We start from the raw sequence: 24,207 nt of genomic DNA, 5'->3' as shown, positions 1-24,207 counted from the left end.
TTTTTTACTTATTGAGCAGAAAACGTGTAGATTAGTCAATAAAAAAAACTAACCACAGAGGGTTAGTTTACGATTATAGTTTATTTTCAAACTGAGTTTTGGATGTTTTGACCCAAAATATTGCTTGTGTCTAATGTATATCCAGCAGCAGTTAATTCATTTTTATTTTTGTAAATTGTTGTTGAATCTTTTTTAAAATCAGCAACTGGGTTTACAAGAATTGAATTTCCTTCCGCATCAGTAAATTGAATTAAGTAAATTTTATTATTTTGTTTATCTTTAAAATCTAAAATTTGAATATCAGCAGGGAAGTTGAAATATAGCGAATAGGTCACAACTTCCGTTCAACCTAATCTACCGATACCTTGATTATATTTTTCAATAGTTTTCATAAATTCACTAATGTTTTCATCATCGTGAAAGTGTTTATTTGTTATGTTTTTATGTTTTTTATAAAATGCTTCCGGATCTTTTGCGAAATCAGTGATTCTATTTTCAATATTTTGTTCTAATTTGGCAAAACCGTCTTTAGTAAACATTGCATAGACTCCTTCTTCCGTTGGAGCATAATTTTTGTTAATTCAAAAATTGTGTTTGGGGTTTTCCAAAACATAATAAATAGGAGCTAATGAATTTAATAAATTATGTTCATTCGTTTCATCAATTTTCTTTATGAATTTAGAAAGAACTGAAATAGTATGTTTGTACGCTTTTATAAAGGTTTCTATAGATTGAACAGTGACAAATTCATCATTTTTTAATGAATTGATAATAGCATTAGGAATGATAATTGTTGAATCAACATTAACATCTGCTGCAGATTTATCAAATGTAAAAATATTTGAACCTTCGTGATCTAGAGGTTGGTATAAAGTTTTTTCAACTCTGGAACTATCTGTTCAAACCTTATTTAAAACAGTGTGTCCAAATGGTGATTTAGAGAATAAATAGTCCATTAATAAAATTTGAGCATTCGTGGTAATGTTAGAACTAGTTGAAACTTTTTTTCTATCTTTAAAAACAATTAATTTATTTGTTAATTTAGCGTTTTCAATTTTAAATGAAATATTGAATTTGTCTAAGGTTAAGTAATTTATATCATCGATATCTTTTTCAAAGAAATTTTGGAATGATAAAAGAACTTTGTTGAATTCTTCTTTTTCTTGCTCGGTGTTAGTTGGGTAAATATTAGATTTAATTAATTTTTGCTTGAATTCATCGAATGATTTATTAGCAAAAATAGAGTTGTTTTTGTTATGTCTTTGAGCATTTTTTAATAAGTCGTTATCAGTAAAAGGATTAACACATGAAACTGTAGCAATTGGTGCAAAGCTTATAATTGGTGAAAGCGATAAAAGTAGTTTTCTATTCATATTTTCCTCCTATAAGGTTGCGTTGTAGTTTCAAGATTTGAAGCCTAGATAGCAAATTGATATTGAAATGGCACAAATGACCGAACAAAAACTTAATATACCAATTGCATATGCCTTATGTGCACGATATTCACCAGCTAATTCAGTTTCTAGATTTATGTGACGAATAGCTTCAACACCATGGGTCACGCGATGAATAATCAACGAACAAACTATGATGATTGCTAGTGAAACGATTCCGGCTAATAATCAGATAATAGTACGTGTCTTAATATTAATTTTCTTCATTTTATAATCCTATCCTTTAATTGTGCTACCTTGACGACTAATTGCGTTCATGATTTTATTTCTAGCGACAAAAAAGAAAACAAACATTGGCAAGATAACTCAAATTGCTCCGGCCATCTTAATATTGTAGTATGTTCTTTCGTCAGCTGTAGAGTGGTCAACACCAACCCCAAATAATCATACAGACATAACTCTATAATCGGTACCAGCAATCAACGAAGGTCATAGGAATGAGTTTCAAGATGCTAGCGTAGTAAGAATAATAACTGTTAACGTTGTAGGTGCAACCATTGGGATTGCGATTTTGAATAGGTATTTAGCGCCAACTGCACCATCAACCATAGCAACTTCTTTGATTCTGTTTGGAATTGATTCAAAGGCATTTCTAAACATTAATCCGTTAAATATTGAAGCCACAAAAGGAATAGCGATAACAAATAAGTTATAGTTAAATAAGTTGAATTTGTCGCTGTCTTGTGGTTTTAGAGCGTTGTCCATTTGGACAACAACTCATCTTTGTCCTGAAAGTAAGGCAACTTCAGGTAAGACAAGAATTGTCATCAATAAGAATCACACAAATTCCTTGCCTCATCATTTTTTCAAACTAAATGCGTATCCTAATAACATTGTGATAAATATTTTTAAAACAATTGAAATTAAAACGTTAGCAAAAGTAAGAATGAATGAGAATAAGTAACCTTGTTGTCAACCTTGTTCTCAAGGTCAAAATGATTTTGTTTGACCGGTTGCGGCCGTCGCAAGGTTTTTACCTAATTCTCATGTTTGTGGCCAAATACCAGCTTGACCAGTTTTAACTAAGTCGGCTTGATTGTTACTCATTGATGAAATTAGAATCATGTAAGCAAATGGAATCAAGACAACCATAGCAAAGAATACCAATAAAATTAATTTGATAAAATACTTCGTAAATATTGTTAAAAGAGAACTATCATGTACTTGAAGAGTAACTGAATCTCTTTTGCGTCTTAGCTTTATGTTCGCTAATTTCCGCTGAATTCTTAATCTTGTTTCAAACATCAGATTCTCCTTTATTAATTGAGGCAAGAGTTAATACTCTAAAGCCTGAACGAATGATTGTTGAGTATGAAACACCAATAATGAATAAAATAATTGATGCCGCACCAGCAAGTTCATAGTTGTTTTGTTGTACGAAGTAGTAAATGAATAACATAATGGTTGAGGCACCGGCATTAAATGCTTGTTCTGGCTTCATTTCGAAAAGCGCAAGAGGAAAGACTTTAATTCCGTTGATAATACCCATGGTCATAATGAATGTTATTGTTTTATTGATAGATGGTAGTGTGATAGTGAAAAATTGTTTAGTTCCGCCAACACCATCAATTGAAGCAGATCTATATAGGTTTTTATCCACTGAAAGCATAGCGGTAGTGAATAATAAGATATTGAAAGCTAATGAGCCTCAAACACCATTGACTAGCATAACAAATAAGGCCTTGAATGCAACTTCACCTTCTTTGGTTGCTTGTAATCATGGTGTGTTTCCTTTAAATCCAAATCATCTGGCAATTTGGTTAAATTGTCCATCTGGTTGGAAGATTTGAACAAAGGCTAGCGATACGGCAACAATGTTAGTAACGTAAGGTAAGAAGAAAATTGTTTGTAAAAATCCTCTTAATTTTTTACGAATAACTGTTGCTATTAAAGATGATACTAATAGTGAAACAATCATAGAAATAGGTAACACTAAAAGGCCATAAATGAATGAGTTTCTTATCCCAACGGCAAATTTTAGTTGCTTAAACAAGTCTACAACATTACCAAATCCTACTCAAGTTGATGTTCTTACTCCATTAACGTTTTCGACATGTGTAAATGTAGATTTAACGTTAATAATGAAAGGAACAACAGAGAATGTGATTAGAACTGCTAATGCAGGTAAGATTAAAATCAATGCTGCTATAAAAGGTGTTCTGCGATCGACAACCGACTCAGAAATAGCGTTGTTTTTCTTTGCTTGTTTATTGATAGAGAAATTGAATAAAAATCTGTTATTTGTTTCTAAGCTCTTTCTCTTAAAGTAATTATTGAACATCGTACTCAATTCTTTCTTCGCTTACCGAGTCAAAGATGTGTAGTCTGTCAGATGGGATATTAAAGTGTAAATCATCGCCAACATGGAAATTATATTTATTGTTGACAAGGAAGTTTAGTTTTGTGTCTTTATTTAAAGTAACGACTAATTTTGATTCTTTACCGAATTGTTCAACAGTTGTTACTTTTCCGTGGAATTGTGCTTGTGAAGAGTCTTCAATAATTGTGTAATCTTCGGCACGGACTCCAACATTAACTTCGGCAGAATCTTTGCCTTGTAATTTAACTCCAGGAATATTAACTCCTAAAACTTTTAATACTCCATTAGTGTAATCACCAGGTAATAGACCCATTTCGGGCATACCTAGGAAACGAGCAACAAATTGGTTGACTGGTTTGTTATATAGCTCCATTGGTGTACCCATTTGTTGTACTTTTGCTGTCGACATACATACAACGATATCTGAAATTGACATAGCTTCTTCTTGATCGTGGGTAACAAAAACTGTTGTAATACCTAAACTTTGTTGAATTTCACGGATTCATTGTCTTGTATTGATACGTAGTTTAGCATCTAGGTTAGACAATGGTTCGTCCATTAACAAGATTTTAGGTTTTTTAACAATAGCACGAGCAATAGAAACACGTTGTTGTTGACCACCAGATAATCTTGTTGGTTTTTTCTGTAAAATAGGCAAGATATTTACACGTTTAGCAACTTCTAAAACATCTCTGTGAAGGGCTTTTTTAATTGAAATAATATCCTTGGAGATTTCTTCAATTTCAGCACGTTCTTCAGGAGTTAAATTGAAGTTACGTAATTTTTTATCTTCCTTGATGATACGTACAAAATCGTATTTATCATTCAATTCTTTGTGAATACGGTTGTATTCTTTTTGCATAATTACAGGAATCTTTTTCATGTTACGTTTAGCACGAGCAATGTGTTCTTTACTAATAGTACGTAACTCAACCTCAGCATCTTTAAGTTCCTTCTTAAGTTGCTTAATTTTGTCAACACTTTCGTCTTGAATGTTAATTAATTTCATGGCGTGTTTACAAATTGTTTGGTTAACAAGAAGTTTTTTCTCTAGTTTCGCCAATTTAATAGCATCTGCTTTAGAGTAATCTAACTTGTTTAATTCATCAATTCTTGCTAATAGTTCTTCGTATTCAGCATATTTTTTCTCTAATTGAGCATAATCGTGTGTAAATGCTCAAATATGTTGTGTGTCTTTAGGTGCTTTCACAACATGAGGTTTTTTAAATACCAATAGACCTGATTCTTCAATTTCTTGAATCATTGGGCAAGGTAAAACTTCTCTTACGATACCGTTTGATTTTTCTATTGATTTTTCAAATTTGATATTAGATATGATTTTTTTGTAATCTTCTTTTAAGTCACTAAAACGTTCTAATACGTTTTTTGCAAGTATAGAAGATTTCGCTTCATATTTGTTAAGAGCAAGTTTGTAAGCACTTTGTGCCATTGAAAAATTGTGTCTTCTCTTTGAAATAGACTTAGATAGCAATCTTTCTAATTCATCTAGAACAGCACGAGTATTTTCCACTGTTTCTAAATATGATTGTGTTTCTAATTCACTTGCACCTAATTTCTTTAGATAAATGTTGTTTATTTTTGTTTGTGCAATCAAACTTTTGGTAATGATACCATTTTGTCAGGCTGCATCGTTTTTAAGAGGGAACGCAATGTTTGCATACACACTCATGTGTGGATATAAAGCGTAGTTTTGGAAAACAAAACCAATTTTACGTTTTTGTGGAGTAAGCGCAGTAACGTTTTTACCATAAAATCTTACTTTTCCACTACTGATGGTTAGTAATCCAGAAATTGCGTTTAGAGCAGTTGTTTTACCTGAACCAGATGGTCCTAGAAGTGTAACTAATTTACCTTCAGGTATTTTGAAGCTAACATCATCAACAGCTAATGTTTCACCGAAATCGATGTAAACATTTTTCAATTCAATAGCTGGCAATGATTTATCTTCTTTATGCGCTATAACAGATTCCAAAATTCTTCTGTATTCTTGATAGTCTTCCTCTGTATATTTAGATGCAGACACATTAATTTTGTTAAATAATTTTTTAAGTAATCTCATAATGGTCCTTATTTATTTTGTGCTACGGCAGGCTTATACACTGATTCGTAGGTTTCGTATTTAAATACATTATTTACTCCGGAATCTTTTCAAAATGGTCTTCAGCTTTCACCAATTTTTTTAATTTTGTATATTTTAGAAAAATCTTCAGGTTTTTTCTTAAATAATGATTGGGTATAGAAAAACCCTCTTTTATTATCATATGCACTTCTTAGTGCTAAACCTAATGAGTAGAATGTATAACTTTGAAGTGTGCCTTTATCAATTAAAGTCACTAAGTCGCTAGGATTTGTTAAGTAAGGTAATGTTCAACCAGCTCTCGTGATTTCAACTGAATATGAATGGTTTGCTTCTTCAACTGAGTTAGGTTGGTTATTATCATAACTGAAAAACACATCTGCAGTGATACGGCCATATGTATCTTTTCCAGTAGCGAAAATATAAACAATTTGATCATCTTTTAATACTTCTTCACAGAATTTTGACGCCTTAACTGCCCAAAACATTTCTTCGGGGTCTGAATCGGTGCCTCCAACATTTTTTTCAGGTGTATCAATACCGGCCAGTCTAATTTTGTAATATTTTCCGTTTTTAATGCTGTGTTTTCCGTTGTCCTCTAATGCCAACACTTGGATAGTGTCCCCATCAGCATGTTGAGTAACTTTTGCTTTAAAAACGTTTTTTTGAACTAGAGTATTTTCTTTATCCAATTTTATTTCTCAATTTCCCTTATCTTTCATTAATTCATTGAATTGTTCGGTGACTTTTTCATCAGAAATTTTTTGCGAACATGATGCTGATAAAGCGGTTAAACAACCTGTTAATGGAAGAGTGGTGGATACTAATAATCTTTTAAAGTTCATTTTAGCTCCTTATAGGAAATTTATAGTAATACAAACATTTATGTCGAAAGACATAAATGGTGTATTTATATTTCTGTTTGATTTAATTAAAGTTTGTTGTTGTTGATTGCATTTGTTGTGCAAAAACATCGAATGATTTACGTGTACCATTATCACGTAATGATTCAGCAAATGATTTCATATTTGAGTTGAATGCTTCTCTGTACGCATTTGAATATTTGCTTGTTGGTTCTTCGTATAGAGTAATATTGTTATTTGTAAATAATTTAAATGCTACGTCTAAATATGCGTTTTCACTTCTTGGGTAATTTAATTCTTTACCTTTTTCAAAACCGTTATATGGCACGATGTAAGACGCTGTTGAAGCGATGTAAGCCGCGTTAGTATCTTTTTCGTGGTGCTTACCATAATTCTTTGGTTCTTTATCTTTTAGAACAAAGTTTAAGAATCTTACCGATGCTTTGTTTTGAGCTTCACCATTATCGATAACGAATAGGTTAGGACCCTGCAAGAATGCTGTTTGAACCGTTGAAGTTTCGTCATATTTTGCAGGAGTTTGTTTGGTAATTAATTCATTTTTTTGAAGTGAACCAGTTGCAGATGGTAAGTTAACATCAATGTCATTTGTCTTATAAGATTGTGTTACAGATTTAACAAATGAATAGAATACATATTTTGTCTTTTTCTCTTCTGCTGTACCATGTTTTTCAAAGTGTGTTAATTCACCAAGATTTTTGAACTCTGAAGTTAATTTATTCATTCCATCGATAATCAATTTATTATCATCAATATTTTCAATGTGAACAATATAACTGTTTGGTTTATTTTTTAACTCATTTAGTTTATCAATAATTGAATCATTTGCGGCATCTGATTGGTAGAAGTATTTTTCTTTAGAAGTATCAGCTTTAGAATCCAGAACTACATTACCATATTTGAATTGTAGACTTGTTTTCTTTTTATCATTTTTATCTGACTTAACGGTACCTATGTCCGAAACACCGATATTAACTTCTTGTCCGTCTTTTGTTTTAACATTTGGTAATTTAAATGTCGGTTTAATGTCGCCGGCATCAATAAAGTTATGTGAGTAACCTGCGGTTGAACCAAAGTTTGCACCAACTTTATGGTTTGTTTCGTCTGCTGATGAATATGCACCACCACCATAAACTTTTAGAGCACCAGCTTCAACAGCGTCCATGACTAGATCATAAACTTCTTTTGTAGCTTTGTATGATTCTGAGTTTTTATCTGCAATACCCGTGAATGAAACCTTAACTGATCCGTCATTACTTTTAATAACTGCCATTGGCATTTTACTGTCTTTAGCGCCTAATTTTGAGTATAAGACTGTATTTAAAATACCTGATGGGTCATCAATACCTAATAATGCAACTGTAGATTTATCACGAGTTTTTGATTTTTCAAAAATCTTAATTGCGTCAGTAATAAATTTGATATATGTTTTGAATTCTGTCAAGACATTTGCACCAATTTTTTTGCCTGGGTATTTAGCTTCTGTAAAGATTTTTTGAATTTCGGCAGAAGTAATAGCTTTACCAAAGTGACTATCATCACCAATAACGGCAACATCACCGTTTCAATCGTTAGTATCAACTTTAAAATCTTTGATTAGTGATTGGTCAATAGTATATCCTGCATTTTTTAATGTTTTAAATACATATTTGTAAATTGGTCCATTGATTCCAAATACTACTGTTGACTTCATAATAGGTAGCGAGTAATGTCCACCCTCAGCAACACCAGTAATTTTGTCGTTAACATCAACGAATTTTTTTACAAAAACATCCCGTTGTATTGCTAAATCACCGAATGATTTATCTGATACATCAACTTTTCTACCATAGTTAACAATTTCAGCGATTGTAGATGAGTAGTTAATTGTCATGTTCGGAAGTTGTTTGATGTTGTTGTTTTTCATGCTACTTACAACTTCAGTGTGACCAGCTCCATAACCTGAACCAATATTTTTTAGTTCAACTTCCATGTAGGTAGCCAACTCAGCTTCAAGCTTAGCCTTTTCATCACCTTTAGCACTAGCAATTTTAGCTTGTAGTTCTTTACGTTTAGGTTGAACTACTTCGGCGTTATATTTTCTAATAACTCCGTCAACAGCGTTTCATTGCTCTTTATCTCTCGAGAATGTAACTGCAAAAATTAGTTTTTCTCTTGATTTATCAAATTTGTCGTTACTACATGATGCAGCTAAAAGTGGTGCAGCCACTGATGCTGTTCCGGCAATAGCGCCAATTGATAATAATAATTTATTTTTTTTCATATTTCCCTTTCATACACAAATAATTAGTTAATTTGTGTATATTTTGAGTTTATTTATTTTGAATTAACGCTTATTAAAACATATGAAACCCCACTATGATTTATAAGCTATTTAATTATACAATATATTATAAAAAAATGCGCCTATGCGCGCGTAAAAAAAGTTAAGATATTATGTTATTTTATAATAATTTTAAAAACATGAAAAAAATTTTCCTTTGACGAATTTAACTTAATTTACGTAGCATAGGTAAAATTTTCGGTAATTGATAATTTTTTTAAAATATAATTATCAATTTGAATAGTTTTTTGCTGCGCTTTCGTATGTATTTCTGAAAATAATTTTTTTGTTGTCTAATGACATTTCATATGTTAAATCCGATTTAAAATTTTCTTTATAAGAGATAGGTTCTTTATTTTCTAATTTAGTAAATCAAACTAAAAAAGCATCTTCGGTTTTATCAAAATTGCTGGTTCATTGTTTCATTGTATCTATTAAACCTAATTTCTTTATATTTGTATAATCTTGGGGACCTATTCGATCCATAAAAAATACAAAATTCTTGAATTCATTATGTACTTTAGCAAGATAATCGTATTTAGAACGATAATTATTTTCAATAATATCAGTTAATTTATTCATTATTTTACTTGTTTCTTCATTAGTTCATTTTTTACTATTATTTAGGTAATTAAATTCCTCGGAATTTTTGATAAAGAAATACTTAAAAGCGATGTAAGGTAAATTAAATTGGATATTTTTATAAATATCTGATCCGTATTTATTTAAATTATTGTATTTTTCGCCGAATTCACATAAATGTTCAAAATTATCTTTAAATATAAAATGGGAATTAAATTTATTGTTGAGGTCTTCCATAATTTCTTTTTTATAATAATTAAATTGCTTTGATAATTTATCGTAATTATTGAATGATGAAACAATTTTATTTAACTCTTGCGATTGTGTATATTCATATAAAACCTTAAGTCTTTGATTGATGAAATTTAAAAATGATCTAGAGTTAAGTTTTTCAATGTCGTTAAAATATTGAGTAATACTTGTTAAAAGATTTAAAATCACAGACTTAATTACATCGTTATATTGCTGAGAATTATTTTTGATATTATCAACGATTTCATTAAATTTTGATTTTTCTTGATTGAATTCACTTATTGAGCCGTCTTGTTCTATTATGTTTATCAAAACATCTGAACGGTTGAGGAAATTGTCTTTATCTCGACCTTGTTCAATTTCGTTTTTTAATACAATTAAATCATTTAGAAATAAGTTGTCAATCAATATTGCACTAAGATCTTTATTTTCATTACTTAAAATATAACGTGAAAATTTATCATTGTTTTTATAAACGTTTTCTAAACTGGTTCTGTATTTATTGAATGATTCTTTAATTTTTGTAGAGTCGTCTTTGCATGAAATTGCTGACAAACACAATGCTGAAGTTATTGGTACTGAAAAGGATTTTAAAAGAGTTTTATATTTCATGATTACATTATACTTTAATTGGTAATATTCTATTTTGTTAAAGATTTGTTGTTTTTACACAATAATCAATAGTTTTAGTAAATAAAAGATATTATTTTGGTAATTCATATATTGCATAGCAATGGAATAATCATTATTTATTATGATTAATTATGTATATCAGTTACTTTTATATATAATTAATTAATAGTAACTAGGAGGTTATATGAATGGTTATTTAATGTATTGAATTTTCGGAGTTGTCATTTTACTTTTAATTGTATTTTTTGTCTATTCCGCAGTCAAGGACGCGAGAGCTAAAAAGAAACGGAAAAGAAAAGAAATTGAATTTAAAAATGATGCAACAAGAATTAAAACTGAGACTGTTTTAAAACTTGATCTTTTACTAAAGAAAAATCAAGATTTATTAGACAATTTTAAACCAAGCATTGGGGACTATAAAATGAGTCAAATTGTCAATACAGCTAGAAAATATTTACTTGATTTACAACAATCTTCTGAATTCAGGGAATTCATAGTCAATAATCCCGATTGTTCTGAATTATTTAAGAATTTTGTTGTTTTAAGAGATACTCGTTCGTCTGTATGAAATAAAGCGATCACTGTTTTGGAATATTTGAAAGATGAAATTTTATTGATTGATTTAGAAAATAAAAAAGAAGAAATTAATAAATTCGAGAATGAAATTGAGGAGTATTATAAAAATGAAGTTTAAAAATCTTAACTTACCCAATAAACTAACTTTAATAAGAATTATCTTGTTTGTTCCATTATTGGTTTTGGGTCTTATTTATTTAACAATTAGCAATGTTTATTTTTTTAAAAGCATTAACGGATTTTATAACAGCGAATGATTTACGAAATATTTTAGTAGAATTTTGTTAACGTTGATGCTCATGATATTTATAGGGGCGATGATTACAGATTATTTTGATGGATATATTGCACGTAAGAACCATTTGGTTACTTCTTTTGGTAAATTGTGAGATCCAATAGCGGACAAAATGATAACCACAGCTTCGTTATTGTTTTTAATGGTCATTTCAAATGGTTTTATACCATTTTGAGTAGTTGTTTTATTTATTATTAGAGATTTAATTGTTGACGGTTGTAGAGTCGCAATGAAAGAACATAACATTGATGTTTCGGCATCTATATGAGGCAAAATTAAAACATTGGTTCAATCTTTTGCAATTATTTTACTGTTCATTATAGCAATTTCATCGCCGAACTTTTTCTCTCAATTCCGTTTTGAAAATGCAGGGCTGTGATATTTATACGCCTATATTGCTTCGCTTCCTCTTATTATCGCTTTAGTTTTTAGTTTATTGTCTGGCTATCTATATATTCAAAATGTATTACCTCATCTAAATCATTCAAATAAAACAAAAGGAAATATGGATGTTGAAAAGTTTAAATCAAAATTTGATGATCAAATTACAGCCGAAATAATAAAAAACACCAAGAAAAAAGATAACAACTAGATAGAAATTATAATTAAAAATCACCTTATCATATGGGTGATTTTTAGTATTTTCAAAAGATGACAATAATTAGTGCAATTAATAGAATGAATAATAAAGAACTTAGTAAAACAACACCCACAATTGAAAACAAACGTTTACGAAGTGCGTTCTTAACTTTATAAGGATTATTTATTATGTTATTTCTCGCTTTGCGTAAAATATATTTTCTGTCATAGTTGTCTAAATGTTTTATTTGTTTTCTAGACAAGCCGGATCTAACGTTTAACTCTAAGGTATTTTCAATTATTTCCGTATTCTTTTGAACTTGCTTTTTCATAATTACATTTTACAACATAATTCAACAGTGAATTCAATAAAAAATCCGCACTTGGCAGATTTGGTGATATTACATATGGTGGAGATGACGGGAGTTGAACCCGTGTCCACATAGTAAGACATAGCAACACTTCTTACAGTTTAGTTTATTTCTATTGCTAATAATGATGCTAAATAAACAAAGACATTCAATACTAGTACACTTTTAATTTAAATTGATATTAGGTGTAAATAATCAACCGAGCCTTTTAAACCACACCAACCAACTAAGGCGAGATGAATGGTGCACTAGTTTGCAAAATTAAGCAAAAACTAGGTTTGAGTGTGCTTGATTTTGGTTTGCCATAATCAAGTCTTTTAGTTCAATTTGAACTTTGTTTTCGTTTTTTGCGACTATAAAGCCTAGAAGTATTATGGTCTACCAAACCACTGATGTTACTAATACCCACTACATGTCGAAGCCATTACACCCCCACATGATTATTAATATATCACTTTTTAATAATTTAGAAAATGACATTTATAAATGTTATTCCTTTTTAAAATTAATTACTAACATAACAAAAAAATTATTATTAAATTTTTCAAAATATTAATAGTTAGTTTCTTTAGTAAAAATATTATTACCTAAACTGATAAGTTGTACGGTTATTTTTGATTTAATGTTTTTTTATATTAAACGAGTGATAAAACTCTTCTCAGCGTTGTGCTTTAACTAATTTAAATTTAAATTTATTGTCGAATTTATCAAAGGTAAATTTGCTTTGAAAGATTCAAAACATAGTTGAAATTGACGTTGCAATAATACCAATAAATGTTCAGGATAATAGGTTATAAGGCCAATTGGAAGCAACACCAAACACATTTTTTTGAGGATTGATTGAATCATCCCCAAGATAGAAATAATTGGTTTTTCAACCTTTTGGTGCATATTTGAAAGTTATTCAATTAATAAAAAACATAAGAGTAGCTACGCAACTAAAGAAAATAACCGTTATAACTCAGTCTTTTACTTTTAAATCTATGTATTTAATGGCGTAAAGCGAACTTGTTGCCAATAATAGTCAAGAATGTGCAAGAATATAGTCATAATAATAAAATGAATCTAAACCAATTGGAGAAACATCATTGATTGTTTTTGCAAAATCAAAATCCGGCTTAATGATTGCTAAAATGGAACCAATTATTGCTAAATGACCAAAATATTTCACTAAATCAATTCTGTTTAAGATTAAGGTTAATGAAAGAAATATCATTGTTAATCTACACAAGTGAAGAGGTAATATTTCTCATCTTGTTGGGTAGTTAGATACATATAAAATGTAACTTCTAAATACCATAAAAATCAATGTGGTTATACCGATAAATCTAAATAATATTTTTGTCTTAAATACACGCAAATGAGTATCTTTAGTAGAAAATCATCTTCGCAAAAGGTTTTTAAATATTCATAATAAAAGTACACATACAAAAACAATTGCGAATGTAATAATATAGAAAATTAAACTTATTCCGGAGAAAGAAAAATGTTTATTTTCTCCTTGTCATCGGAAAAATTCAGGTAAACTAGAACCCACTGAATCCTCCGTTACCACCCATACCGCCAAATTTGGCTAGGTCTGATAGATTTCCACTTTTAACTTTTTTTGCCATTTCATTCATATTTTTAGACATTGCTTCGAAATCGTTAATTAATCTGTTAAATTCGAATGCGCTTCTACCGCTTCCTCTTAAAATACGGGCTTTGCGAGAGGCTTGTTTAAGAAGTTTAGGGTTTTTTCGTTCTTTTGTTGTCATTGAAGAAATTAAAATTTCATAAGTGGCCATTTTATTTTCTGCTTCAATGATTTTCTCTTCACTGATTTTATTAGCTAATCCTGGAATCATTTTAAGAATAGCTTTCATCTTACCTAGTTTTTTCATTTGAGCTAGATTACTCATTAAATCGTCAAGTGTAAATTCACCTTTTAAAAGTTTAGCAACCATGTTATTTGCTTGGTCAGGGTCATAAACCTCTTCAGCTTTTTCAATAAGACTTAAAACATCGCCCATGCCTAAAATACGATCTGCCATTCTATCTGGATAGAATAAATCTAGATTAGAGATTTTTTCACCGGTACCTATAAAGCGAATTGGCAAATTAAGCACTTTACATAAACTCAAGGCAGCTCCACCACGGGCATCTGAATCTAGTTTTGTAATGATACTTCCAGTCAGTTTTAACTTGTCGTTGAAAGCTGTGGCTACATTGATGATATCTTGACCACTTAGTGCATCAGCAACGAAAAATATTTCGTTAGGACTAGCAATTTTCTTTAAATCTACTAACTCGTTCATTAGTGCTTCATCAATTGAAAGACGACCCGCAGTATCAATAATTATAAAATCATTTTTATTATCTTCTGCATATTTTAAAGCTTCTTTCACTATATTTTGCGCTGTATCCGAGGTTCCTTTTTCAAAATAATCAACTTGGATACTTTTTGCTAGAGTTACTAGTTGTTGTACGGCAGCGGGACGATAAATATCAGCAGCAACTAGTAAGGGTTTAGAAACATAATTTTTCTTACGGAAATGGAAAGCTAATTTTGCAGCTGCTGTAGTTTTACCAGACCCCTGTAAACCTGTCATCATTATAATAAATGGACGTTTATCAATTTTTATTTCCTTGACTTCTCCACCTAAAATTTCTTGTAATTCTGCGTGAACAATTTTAATCATTTGTTGAGAAGCATTCAACGAACCAACCAATCTAGATTCTAACGCTTTTTCCTTAACATTATTAACAAAGTCCTTTACAACACGTAAATTGACGTCTGCCTCCAAGAGAGCCATTTTAATATCTCTTGTTACTTCTAAAATATCTTCTTCATTAATAATTGTTTTTTTATTCATTTTTTGAATTGATTTTTGAATTCTATTTTCTAAAAAGTTAAACATTTTTCTCCTTAATATCGTTGACAACTATTGTATATAAGATGCCAATATCCTCATAACCTAATGAATGATATATTTTACCAGCTTTAGGATTGTGATAAAACAATATTGGCTGATTACCTCTGTTTAGTATTCAATTACTTAATGCTGCAACAACAATTGAAGCTAGACCTAATTGTCTGAATTCTGGCAAGGTATATACTCCACCAATTACAGATTTATTTGAAGCATTTATAGCAATTGTCGCACAACTGATTACTTTTCCGGACGATGATTTAATGATGAATGGATGGGAAACCCCTGATTCATAACTTTCTAGGTATGAATTATATTCATTGACGAAATCACTGGTAAATTCAGTAAATTCAGGAATTCTTAATCTAGATTCAACAATCAATTTGACATCATCTTTTGTTGCTTCTTTTGCTTTTGATGTATCCAAATTAATAAAACTATTTAGTTTGGCTAGATACTGTTTATGAACTTTGAAACGATGATTGTTGAAATTATCCATAAAGCGCTCATACATTTTTTCTGAAATGTTGATATTTATCAATTTGTGTTTATCTACCATTTCGATTATTTCGTTTCAGTGTAGTTTGAAAAAAGGATCATAGAAAAGTAATGTATTATTAAAAATTAATAATACAGCGACTATCTCATTATTAGATGATAATTTTACATATGTTGAGTGAATTTTAGAATGAAGTCCAAAATTTTCTATATCTCCAATAAAGAAAAAATTGTTGTCAAGATCTTTATTTAAAAAATCTAAGATACTATTTTTTTGCCCTTCTGTTGCTTTAATAATCATATTTCATCTTCTCGACTTCCTATTGAATAGAAAAAGACAACCTTTTACAGGTTATTTTTTAATGATTAAATTAAAGATTTTTAACTTCTTCATCAAGAATAGTTTTTAAAGCTTTTAACTCTTCTAATGTCAAAGTAATACCTTTGCTTGAACGTGCGTGATCTTCGCTTCAATCACGAATATCGTATTTAGCTTCGCCGTCATTTCAAGATACCAAATTTAATTCTTTAGTATAACCGCTGTTTGTTTCAGCTATTTTACCTATATGACGTACAATTTTATTTGTAATTTCTGGTTTTTTGAATGCCATAATAACCCCTTTATATATAAAAAAATTAATATTAATATATATATTATATATAATATTCAAATTTTATTATTTATTTTTAATATATGCAGATAATTTTCAATGAATTTAGTCAATTTAAGAAATTTATCTAGTTTTTTCATTGATTTGCATATAAGCACACATTGCGATCATTGCACCATTGTCTGTAGCGTATTTCAAATTTGGAACTAAAGACTTAGGACTAAGAGTTAAAAATCTTTTTCTTAATTCAGTGTTTGCGCTGACACCACCAGCCAAAACAAGAGATTTAACATCAAATTTATTTAATGCCAACTTTGTTTTATTAATTAAATAATCAATCGCAGTATTTTGGAAACTTGCAGCAACTTGTTCAGGGTCTATCTCAATACCCTTCATTTTTTGAGTATTAAAATAGTTTAGTACCTGTGATTTTAGTCCACTAAAACTAAAATCAAATTCGTTTTCTGTGTGAGGTTGGGTAAATGAAATATATTGTCCTTTATAGTTTTGATAAATCTTATCAATTTTTGGACCACCAGGAAAACCTAACCCTAATTTTGAACTGACTTTATCAAAAGCTTCACCAACGGCATCATCAAGTGTTTCGCCAATTATTTTAATATCGAAGGCATTGTTGACTAACATTAATTGAGTATGACCACCGGAAACTAATAAACATAATGACGGGTAATTTATTTTACTATCAATTGCATTAGAGTAAAAATGCCCATGTAAATGATTGATTGGAATTAAAGGTTTATCCAATGTTAATGATAATGCGTTAGCAAATAAAAAACCAATTTGTAATGTGCCGATTAATCCAGGTTTTTCAGTATAAGCTATGTAATCAATAGTTTTAAGGTCGTACTTTTTTTGAAGTAACATTTGAATTAAATTGATTGCTTTTACGTGAAGACGCGAACTAATTTCAGGAATCGTACCACCAAATTCCTTAAAAACATCTATTTGACTTATTGTGTGCAAATCCAATATTTTTCCATCTTCTAACAATGCAACAGATGTGTCATCGTGACTTGTTTCTATACCGAGTATTCTCATTATTTTTTTTCTCCTATTTGTGGTTGTTTTATATAGTATGGTTCAATGTTGAGCAGATTTTCGTTATTACTAAATATGTTTAAGTAGTTTTCTAAGTTATTGATTAAGTCGTGGTAATTTATAGAATCAAAGTTGTCAGTTGTTGAAACTTCAATTTTTACTAAATCAATAGAAAAATCAGTATTATTAGGATAGAAGACATAAGATTTTCCGCCAGAAGCATTAATAGTGAATTTGTTATGATTTGGATTTTGTTTTTGAATAATTTGCATAGAACTTGTAGTATAAATTTTTGCATTTGTTAATAAGGCGATTGTTCTTAAATACACCAGTGAGATACGAACGCCCGTAAAATAACCTGGCCCCAAGTTAGTATAAAAATCAGTTATATCAGTAATTTTAATATCATTTTTAGCTAGTATTTTTTTTGTATAATCTGTTATTAAATTAACTTTTTTTGGTTCCTTATCCAGTATATATGAATCTATCAAATTGAATTTTTTGTCATATAGAGCTATTGCAAAAGTGTCTGTAGTGGTATCGAGAAACAATTTCATTATTTGACCTCCTTTATTTCAAAAATATGATTATTATTGCTATCTAGTTTAATCCTTATATCCAAGTAGTTGGAATAATTATGTCTAATATTATCTGATCACTCTATAGCAACAATATTATCCAAATAATAATCTTCGAATTCACTTAAATCATCGCTCAAATGATATGCATCTATATGAATTAATCCTTCATAATCTTTCATGTAGTTAAATGTTGGAGAAGTTATGTTTTCCCTAATGCCGATAAGCTTCGCCAATTCTTTAACTAACGCAGTTTTGCCAGCCCCCAAGTCCCCATTCAGCAATAATATTTTTGATTTTGTTAAATTATTTAATACATAAATGGCGACATTTTTTATTGAGTCACCTGTAGGAATAAAAAATTCTTTAGTCATTTTTACCTCGCTTTAATAATTATTTTATATTATTAATAGTTTTTAATTATTTGAAAGTATAAAAAAAGATGGGTTGCCCCATCTTGAAATAATTTTTTAAATTATTTAATAATTTTTGTAACGTTACCGTAACCTACGGTGTGTCCACCTTCACGAATTGAGAATTTTGTACCTTCTTCAACTGCGATTGGTGAGATTAATTTAACAGTTAGTTCAACGTTTTCACCTGGTGTAACCATTTCACGTCCAGCTTCAAATTCAACTCCACCAGTAACATCTGTTGTACGGAAGTAGAATTGAGGTTTGTAGTTCTTGAAGAATGGAGTGTGACGTCCACCTTCATCTTTAGTTAGAACATAAATTTGTGCTGTAAATTCTGTGTGAGGAACGATTGATCCTGGTTTTGCAAGAACTTGTCCACGTTCGATTGATGATCTTTCAACTCCACGTAGTAATAGACCTGCGTTATCTCCAGCCTGAACTTCTTTTAGGTTCTTTCTGAACATTTCCATACCTGTAACAACAGTTTTCTTTGTAGGTCTTAGACCAACAATTTCAACTTCTTCGTTAAGGTTTAATTTTCCACGTTCAACACGTCCTGTAGCAACTGTACCACGTCCTGAGATTGTGAATACGTCTTCAACAGCCATCAAGAATGGTTTGTCAAATTCTTTAACAGGAGTTTCGATTCATGAGTCAACTGCATCCATTAGTTCTAGAATTTTAGCTTCGTATTCAGCATTTCCTTCTAGAGCTTTAGCAGCGGAACCACGTACGAATGGTGTGTTATCTCCGTCAAAACCGTATTTTGAAAGTAGTTCACGAACTTCCATTTCAACTAAGTCAACCATTTCAGCTTCATCGTCTGATAGCATGTCAACTTTGTTTAGGAATACAACCATACGTGGAACACCAACTTGTTTAGATAGTAGAATGTGTTCACGTGTTTGAGGCATAGCCCCGTCAGTTGCAGCAACAACTAAGATTGCCCCGTCCATTTGTGCAGCACCGGTAATCATGTTTTTGATGTAGTCAGCGTGACCAGGACAGTCAACGTGTGCATAGTGACGTTTTTCTGTTTGGTATTCGATGTGTGATGTGTTAATTGTTATTCCACGTGCTTTTTCTTCAGGTGCGTTGTCGATTGAAGCGTAATCACGAGCTTCAGCTAGACCTTTTTTAGCTAATGTTGAAGCAATAGCAGCGGTTAAAGTAGTTTTACCGTGGTCAACGTGACCAATGGTACCGATATTTACGTGTTCTTTATCACGGTTAAAATCAATTTTTGCCATGTTATTTATTTCCTTTCATAAATATTAAATTGTTTAGCGCTAAACCACCTAAGTGCGGCCTTTCATCCGCATCCTATCCATGGCTATTTAATGTAATAATAAAATAGCAATATCATTTTACCAAAGATTAACAATTACAAAAATTAAATATTTGCTATTAATATTAATAATAATATGCAAGTTAAATTAACAAGTTAAATTAATTTGCATTTTTTTAAGTGAATTATTCGTTGATTTTAATTAAATTAATCAAAGCATGAAAACAAATTATAGTTATTTTTAATCTTCAAATATTAAATATATTGTTGTCATTGTGAAATTTTTCACAAAAAACATATGTTAAAATTTACATAAATAAATTAGATGAATAAGTTTGGTTATACCTAAATACGTATATAATTAATTAATCAAAATTAGGAGCTAAATATGAAAACAAAATATATTAATAACAATGATTTAGGTGCTAAAAACATTGGACAGAACGTAGTTTTGCACGGATGAGTGGCAAACAAAAGACGTTTTGGTGAGTTAACATTTATTGATTTACGTGATCGTAGTGGCATTGTTCAATGTGTTTTTAATCAAGATTTAAATATCACTAAAGAAAGTATTATTGAAGTTTCAGGCAAGGTTGTTCAACGTAAAAGCGTAAATAAAGAATTAAAAACCGGTGAAATTGAGGTAGTTGTTGAAAGTTTTAATATTTTTTCAGAATCAGTAGAAGAATTACCTTTTGCCGTTAGAGATGATATTGATGTTAAGGAAGATTTAAGATTAAAATATCGTTACTTAGATTTACGTAGACCTAAAATGCAAAATAATATTATTATGAAAAATAATTTGATGTTTGCAGTTCGTGAATTTATGCACAAACACAATTTCATTGATATTGAAACACCGATGCTTGCAAGATCAACACCTGAGGGTGCTCGTGATTTCTTAGTACCAACAAGAGAAGCAGATAAATTTTGAGCATTGCCACAAAGTCCTCAGTTATTCAAGCAAGTTTTAATGATTTCTGGTTTTGAAAGATATTATCAATTCGCTCGTTGTTTTAGAGATGAAGATGGCCGTAAAGACCGTCAACCTGAGTTTACTCAACTTGACATTGAAGCTTCGTTTATGAATGTGGAAGATTTCCAAAAATATATTGAAGAATTATTCATTCACATTTTTAAACAATTGGGATTAAATCTAAAAACGCCATTAGTAAGAGTTAAATACTTTGACGCGTTAAGAGATTACGGAACTGATAAGCCGGATTTGAGATATGGTTATAAAATTGAAGATATCAATGATTTTTGTAGCGATACTGATTTTAACATTATTAAAGATGCGCCTTCTAAACGTTTGCTTTTCGTTGACACGAAAATCAGTAAAAAAGACTTTAAATCTCTTTCAGAAGTTGCATTAAAAAATAAAGCTAATATTCTATTTTATTTTGTTGTTGAAGATGGAAAAATTGTTCATACTAATTTTGCAAATAAAGTTAGCGAATCTGCTTATAAATTAATTGAATCTCGTCAAAATACTGATGGAACATATTTCATTGTTGCTAATACATACGAAAACGCCTCAAAAGCACTTGGAGCCGTTAGAGTCGAATTAAACGAAATGTTCCAATACGCAAACCCTGATGAATATCATTTATCATGAATTACTGATTGGCCTATGTTTGAATACGATGAAGAAAATAATTCATGACAAGCAGCACATCACCCATTTACTCAATTTGACCATGAACTTGAAGAATTAGATAAACTTCCATTAGAAAAAGTAATGGCTAAAAGTTATGATTTAGTTTTAAATGGATTTGAATTAGGGTCGGGTTCGGCAAGAATTTTCGATAAAAAAACACAGGAAAAAATGTTCAGTTTAATTGGTATGAATGAAGAACAACAACAATCAAAATTTGGATGATTCATGAACTCATTTAAATTTGGGGTTCCACCTCATTGTGGTATTGGTTTAGGTATTGATAGATTAGTTATGATTTTAGCTCATGAAAAAAGCATCCGCGATGTCATTGCATTCCCTAAAAATGCTAAAGCACAAGATGTGTTTACACAAGCACCTAATACAGTTGATGAAAAACAACTTAACGAACTGTTCATTCAAGTAAAAAATAATAATAACTAGCAGTAATGCTAGTTTTTTTATGTAAAATTTAGTTTATGAAAACATATTTAAAATATTTATATCCGGAAATTGAACCCTTTCATAAAGGTTTTTACGCACCCTCTGATTCAAATCATAAAATTTATTATGAAGTCAGTGGTAACCCAAATGGTGTTCCGATTGTGTATGTTCATGGAGGACCGGGAGGTGGAACAAGTCCCGTTTGTCGTAGATATTTCGACCCAAAATTTTATAAAATCATTCTAATTGATCAAAGGGGTTGTGGATTATCAACTCCATCAATTTCTACATTAAATAACACAACTGACTTTTTGGTTGAGGATATGGAGAATATCCGTAAATTGCTCGGGATAGAGCAATGAATTCTATTTGGTGGCTCATGGGGTACTACTTTGAGTTTGTGTTATGCAATAAAATATCCGCAAAACGTTAGCAAAATGGTTCTTAGAGGAATTTATCTAAACAGAGAAAGTGATATTAAATGGCTATTCCAAGAAGGTGCAAGTTATTTTAAACCACGTGAATTTGACCAATATACTCATTTTCTAACTGAACAAGAAAAAAATAACATTGTACACGCATACTATTACAGAATGAATTGTGATAATGAAAAAATAAGAAACCAAGCATTTATTGAATGGTCGCGTTGAGAAACGTGTTTAATTAGTGTTAACGAAATTGCTTTTGATGGTGAGGATAATTTAAAGGAAACTAAAGAAATATCATTTTTAGAAAACTATTATTTTTTTAACAAAGGTTTCATGCCTGAAAATTATATTCTAAATAATGTTGAGCGCATCAAAGATATTGAAACATATATAGTTCATGGTGTTTATGATTTAGATTGCAGACCTTCAGGAGCATATGAACTCGCTAAAGAATTGAATAATGCGCATTTATTCATTTTATCTAAAACTGCACATACGCAACGCGAGTGAAAAATATCCAAGAAATTAGTCGAAATAACTAAAAGTTTTATTCGCTAATACATTGTTGTCTTTGTATAATAAAACATATTTAAAGGAGACAAAATGACCATTACCTTATTAAGAAGATTGCTTAAAAAGCAACCATGAGTAGTTATTACTGCATTTAGATTATTTGATTTAAATAACAGTGTAATTAACGAATTGGCATACCAAGAATTAAAACAACAAGCTATTGAAGCATTGCAAAATTCAAGTCAATTAGAGCTATTTCTAAAACCTTTTGATGATAAAAAAGTTACTACATCATTAAAAAACATCATTAAAAATGGTGTTAGCTCATTTGAAACTAGCGATCCAATGCAAAATGTTTTAAATATGATGAGCGTTATAACGGGCTTTACATACAATTTGCTGCAGATTGATAACAAATTTGGACCAATTGATATCGACTTTGTAAACAACGAGTTAATTTATGCAATAAATAGTAAAAAAGAATCATTAGTTTTCAATGCTGATAATAACCAAAAATTTAATTCAAAAAGAAATATTTTAATGTTAGAAGCATTAGAACAATCTAGATATCAAGAATACCTTGATTCTATCACACGCACAACACAAGTATTGATGGAAATATTTGGAGCTTTTTCAGATAGACATATTCTAACAATTGTTTCTGACGCTGTTGATACCGAATCTTCTGCTGAAATAGACTGAACTAATGAGGACTTTGACTTATATGGTGAAGTAGCTCTAATTAGAAAAAGCCATAAAAAACCAAAATGTCACATTTAAAAATTTAGGCAAGTCTAAGATTTCCCTTAATAAAATACCAAGCGCATTCCAAATGCACTTGGTATTTTAATTTTTACTTTGTATCCGAGTAATTTTTAACAAAAAATCAATAATAATGTAAAAAATTAACACTTTAATTAATGTTAATTTTTTGCTATTTTAGTTAATTCTTAAAAACTAATTATTATCTAATTTATCAATGACATCAAACATATCCTTAAAAAGATTTTCTATAGCATGTCCTTTTTTGTCAAATGTGCCATCATTAATTTTGTCATTGAATAACTCATTTGTGCTTGCACCTTCAAAAGTTATTTCCATTTTTCCACTTTTTTTGTTTTGAGAATCTTCTTTTTTAACCTTGCAAACCAATAAAGTCAAAGGCAATAAGACGAAACTATTGTCCATTTGGTCATCAATATAAGAACGATAAGCTTCTATAATTTTTTTAGTCTTCTCTTTATCATAGTCTTTAGTTGCGTCTTTAACTTCTATAATAATTTGATGTTTGCCATATTTAATTACAATATCCGGGAATGAGTTTTTAATATCATAATCTTTACTATAGTATTCATAATTTACGCCGTTTAAGGTTGGGTTTTTAGTTCAAATTTTTACTTTATTATAAAAATCTTCAGCATCATTCTTGTATTTTTCTT

General features: G+C 30.0%; 23 protein-coding genes and 1 other RNA gene. 5 read left to right on the top strand and 19 right to left on the bottom strand.

Annotated features, from left to right (window positions below; translation table 4 throughout):
* Positions 1-80: 80 nt before the first annotated feature.
* From NW238_RS03310 to NW238_RS03275, 8 genes are all read right to left on the bottom strand, one after another.
* Positions 81-1,373 carry a hypothetical protein gene (locus tag NW238_RS03310; RefSeq protein ID WP_216505683.1) on the bottom strand — a complete coding sequence of 431 codons (1,293 nt, stop codon included), beginning with the start codon at positions 1,371-1,373 and terminating at the stop codon, positions 81-83.
* Positions 1,374-1,382: 9 nt separating this feature from the next.
* Positions 1,383-1,661 carry a hypothetical protein gene (locus tag NW238_RS03305; protein ID WP_216505682.1) on the bottom strand — a complete coding sequence of 93 codons (279 nt, stop codon included), beginning with the start codon at positions 1,659-1,661 and terminating at the stop codon, positions 1,383-1,385.
* A gap of 9 nt (positions 1,662-1,670) precedes the next feature.
* A complete protein-coding gene (locus NW238_RS03300; protein WP_216505681.1) occupies positions 1,671-2,699 on the bottom strand; it encodes a carbohydrate ABC transporter permease in 1,029 nt (342 codons plus the stop codon).
* Positions 2,608-3,735, bottom strand: a complete 1,128-nt coding sequence (locus NW238_RS03295; RefSeq protein ID WP_216567911.1) for a carbohydrate ABC transporter permease — start codon at positions 3,733-3,735, stop codon at positions 2,608-2,610. Before NW238_RS03295 ends, NW238_RS03300 begins: the two co-directional genes overlap by 92 nt.
* Positions 3,725-5,854, bottom strand: a complete 2,130-nt coding sequence (locus NW238_RS03290) for an ATP-binding cassette domain-containing protein (RefSeq protein ID WP_216505679.1) — start codon at positions 5,852-5,854, stop codon at positions 3,725-3,727. The genes NW238_RS03295 and NW238_RS03290 overlap by 11 nt, the downstream gene beginning before the upstream one ends.
* A gap of 8 nt (positions 5,855-5,862) precedes the next feature.
* Positions 5,863-6,717, bottom strand: coding sequence for a thermonuclease family protein (locus NW238_RS03285; RefSeq protein WP_216505678.1), 855 nt, complete (start codon positions 6,715-6,717; stop codon positions 5,863-5,865).
* 82 nt (positions 6,718-6,799) lie between these two features.
* Positions 6,800-9,016, bottom strand: coding sequence for a P68 family surface lipoprotein (locus NW238_RS03280; protein ID WP_258451806.1), 2,217 nt, complete (start codon positions 9,014-9,016; stop codon positions 6,800-6,802).
* Positions 9,017-9,304: 288 nt separating this feature from the next.
* Positions 9,305-10,522, bottom strand: coding sequence for a hypothetical protein (locus NW238_RS03275; RefSeq protein ID WP_216505676.1), 1,218 nt, complete (start codon positions 10,520-10,522; stop codon positions 9,305-9,307).
* A gap of 205 nt (positions 10,523-10,727) precedes the next feature.
* On the opposite strand from NW238_RS03275, the gene NW238_RS03270 reads away from it, so the two are divergent.
* Both NW238_RS03270 and pgsA read left to right on the top strand, forming a co-directional pair.
* Entirely contained in the window at positions 10,728-11,237 is a 510-nt protein-coding gene (locus NW238_RS03270) for an MHJ_0274 family protein (RefSeq protein WP_216505675.1), read from the top strand.
* Complete coding sequence (gene pgsA / locus NW238_RS03265) at positions 11,227-12,006, top strand: CDP-diacylglycerol--glycerol-3-phosphate 3-phosphatidyltransferase (RefSeq protein WP_216505674.1); 780 nt, start codon at positions 11,227-11,229, stop codon at positions 12,004-12,006. The genes NW238_RS03270 and pgsA overlap by 11 nt, the downstream gene beginning before the upstream one ends.
* A gap of 43 nt (positions 12,007-12,049) precedes the next feature.
* Here the strand turns inward: pgsA and NW238_RS03260 are convergent, their stop codons facing one another.
* The 10 genes from NW238_RS03260 to tuf all read right to left on the bottom strand — a co-directional run bounded on the left by NW238_RS03260 (position 12,050) and on the right by tuf (position 19,688).
* Complete coding sequence (locus NW238_RS03260) at positions 12,050-12,325, bottom strand: hypothetical protein (RefSeq protein ID WP_216505673.1); 276 nt, start codon at positions 12,323-12,325, stop codon at positions 12,050-12,052.
* Positions 12,326-12,401: 76 nt separating this feature from the next.
* Positions 12,402-12,798, bottom strand: a transfer-messenger RNA (tmRNA) gene (ssrA, locus tag NW238_RS03255).
* Positions 12,799-12,983: 185 nt separating this feature from the next.
* Positions 12,984-13,901, bottom strand: a complete 918-nt coding sequence (locus tag NW238_RS03250; protein WP_216505672.1) for a YwaF family protein — start codon at positions 13,899-13,901, stop codon at positions 12,984-12,986.
* The gene (gene ffh, locus NW238_RS03245; protein ID WP_216505671.1) at positions 13,891-15,264 is read right to left on the bottom strand and encodes a signal recognition particle protein; all 1,374 of its coding nucleotides are present in this window, start codon (positions 15,262-15,264) and stop codon (positions 13,891-13,893) included. The genes NW238_RS03250 and ffh overlap by 11 nt, the downstream gene beginning before the upstream one ends.
* Positions 15,257-16,075, bottom strand: a complete 819-nt coding sequence (locus NW238_RS03240) for a GNAT family N-acetyltransferase (protein WP_258451804.1) — start codon at positions 16,073-16,075, stop codon at positions 15,257-15,259. The genes ffh and NW238_RS03240 overlap by 8 nt, the downstream gene beginning before the upstream one ends.
* A gap of 70 nt (positions 16,076-16,145) precedes the next feature.
* Positions 16,146-16,385, bottom strand: a complete 240-nt coding sequence (locus tag NW238_RS03235; protein ID WP_171111886.1) for a YdbC family protein — start codon at positions 16,383-16,385, stop codon at positions 16,146-16,148.
* Between the two features lie 123 nt (positions 16,386-16,508).
* On the bottom strand, positions 16,509-17,444 hold the full coding sequence (gene tsaD, locus NW238_RS03230; protein WP_216505742.1) for a tRNA (adenosine(37)-N6)-threonylcarbamoyltransferase complex transferase subunit TsaD: 936 nt from the start codon (positions 17,442-17,444) through the stop codon (positions 16,509-16,511).
* On the bottom strand, positions 17,444-18,001 hold the full coding sequence (gene tsaB, locus NW238_RS03225; RefSeq protein WP_216505743.1) for a tRNA (adenosine(37)-N6)-threonylcarbamoyltransferase complex dimerization subunit type 1 TsaB: 558 nt from the start codon (positions 17,999-18,001) through the stop codon (positions 17,444-17,446). Before tsaB ends, tsaD begins: the two co-directional genes overlap by 1 nt.
* On the bottom strand, positions 18,001-18,396 hold the full coding sequence (tsaE, locus tag NW238_RS03220) for a tRNA (adenosine(37)-N6)-threonylcarbamoyltransferase complex ATPase subunit type 1 TsaE (RefSeq protein ID WP_258451803.1): 396 nt from the start codon (positions 18,394-18,396) through the stop codon (positions 18,001-18,003). The genes tsaB and tsaE overlap by 1 nt, the downstream gene beginning before the upstream one ends.
* Before the next feature lie 101 nt (positions 18,397-18,497).
* Entirely contained in the window at positions 18,498-19,688 is a 1,191-nt protein-coding gene (gene tuf, locus NW238_RS03215; protein ID WP_216505745.1) for an elongation factor Tu, read from the bottom strand.
* 426 nt (positions 19,689-20,114) lie between these two features.
* Between tuf and aspS the strand changes: the two genes are divergently transcribed.
* Genes aspS through NW238_RS03200 form a run of 3 tightly spaced genes read left to right on the top strand, consistent with a single transcriptional unit; the run spans position 20,115 to position 23,548 of the window.
* A complete protein-coding gene (gene aspS / locus NW238_RS03210; protein ID WP_216505746.1) occupies positions 20,115-21,827 on the top strand; it encodes an aspartate--tRNA ligase in 1,713 nt (570 codons plus the stop codon).
* A 35-nt stretch (positions 21,828-21,862) separates the two neighbouring features.
* Complete coding sequence (pip, locus tag NW238_RS03205; RefSeq protein WP_216505747.1) at positions 21,863-22,813, top strand: prolyl aminopeptidase; 951 nt, start codon at positions 21,863-21,865, stop codon at positions 22,811-22,813.
* A 45-nt stretch (positions 22,814-22,858) separates the two neighbouring features.
* On the top strand, positions 22,859-23,548 hold the full coding sequence (locus NW238_RS03200) for a hypothetical protein (RefSeq protein ID WP_216505748.1): 690 nt from the start codon (positions 22,859-22,861) through the stop codon (positions 23,546-23,548).
* A gap of 177 nt (positions 23,549-23,725) precedes the next feature.
* On the opposite strand, the gene NW238_RS03195 is transcribed toward NW238_RS03200, so the two are convergent.
* On the bottom strand, positions 23,726-24,207 hold a 482-nt coding region (locus NW238_RS03195), incomplete at its 5' end, for a hypothetical protein (protein ID WP_373889499.1).

The sequence above is a fragment of the Mycoplasma zalophidermidis genome (assembly GCF_024742155.1).
Classification (GTDB): domain Bacteria; phylum Bacillota_I; class Bacilli_A; order Mycoplasmatales; family Metamycoplasmataceae; genus Mycoplasmopsis; species Mycoplasmopsis zalophidermidis.
Note: the sequence above shows the minus strand (reverse complement) of the source record. Positions and strands in the feature narration are given on the sequence as shown.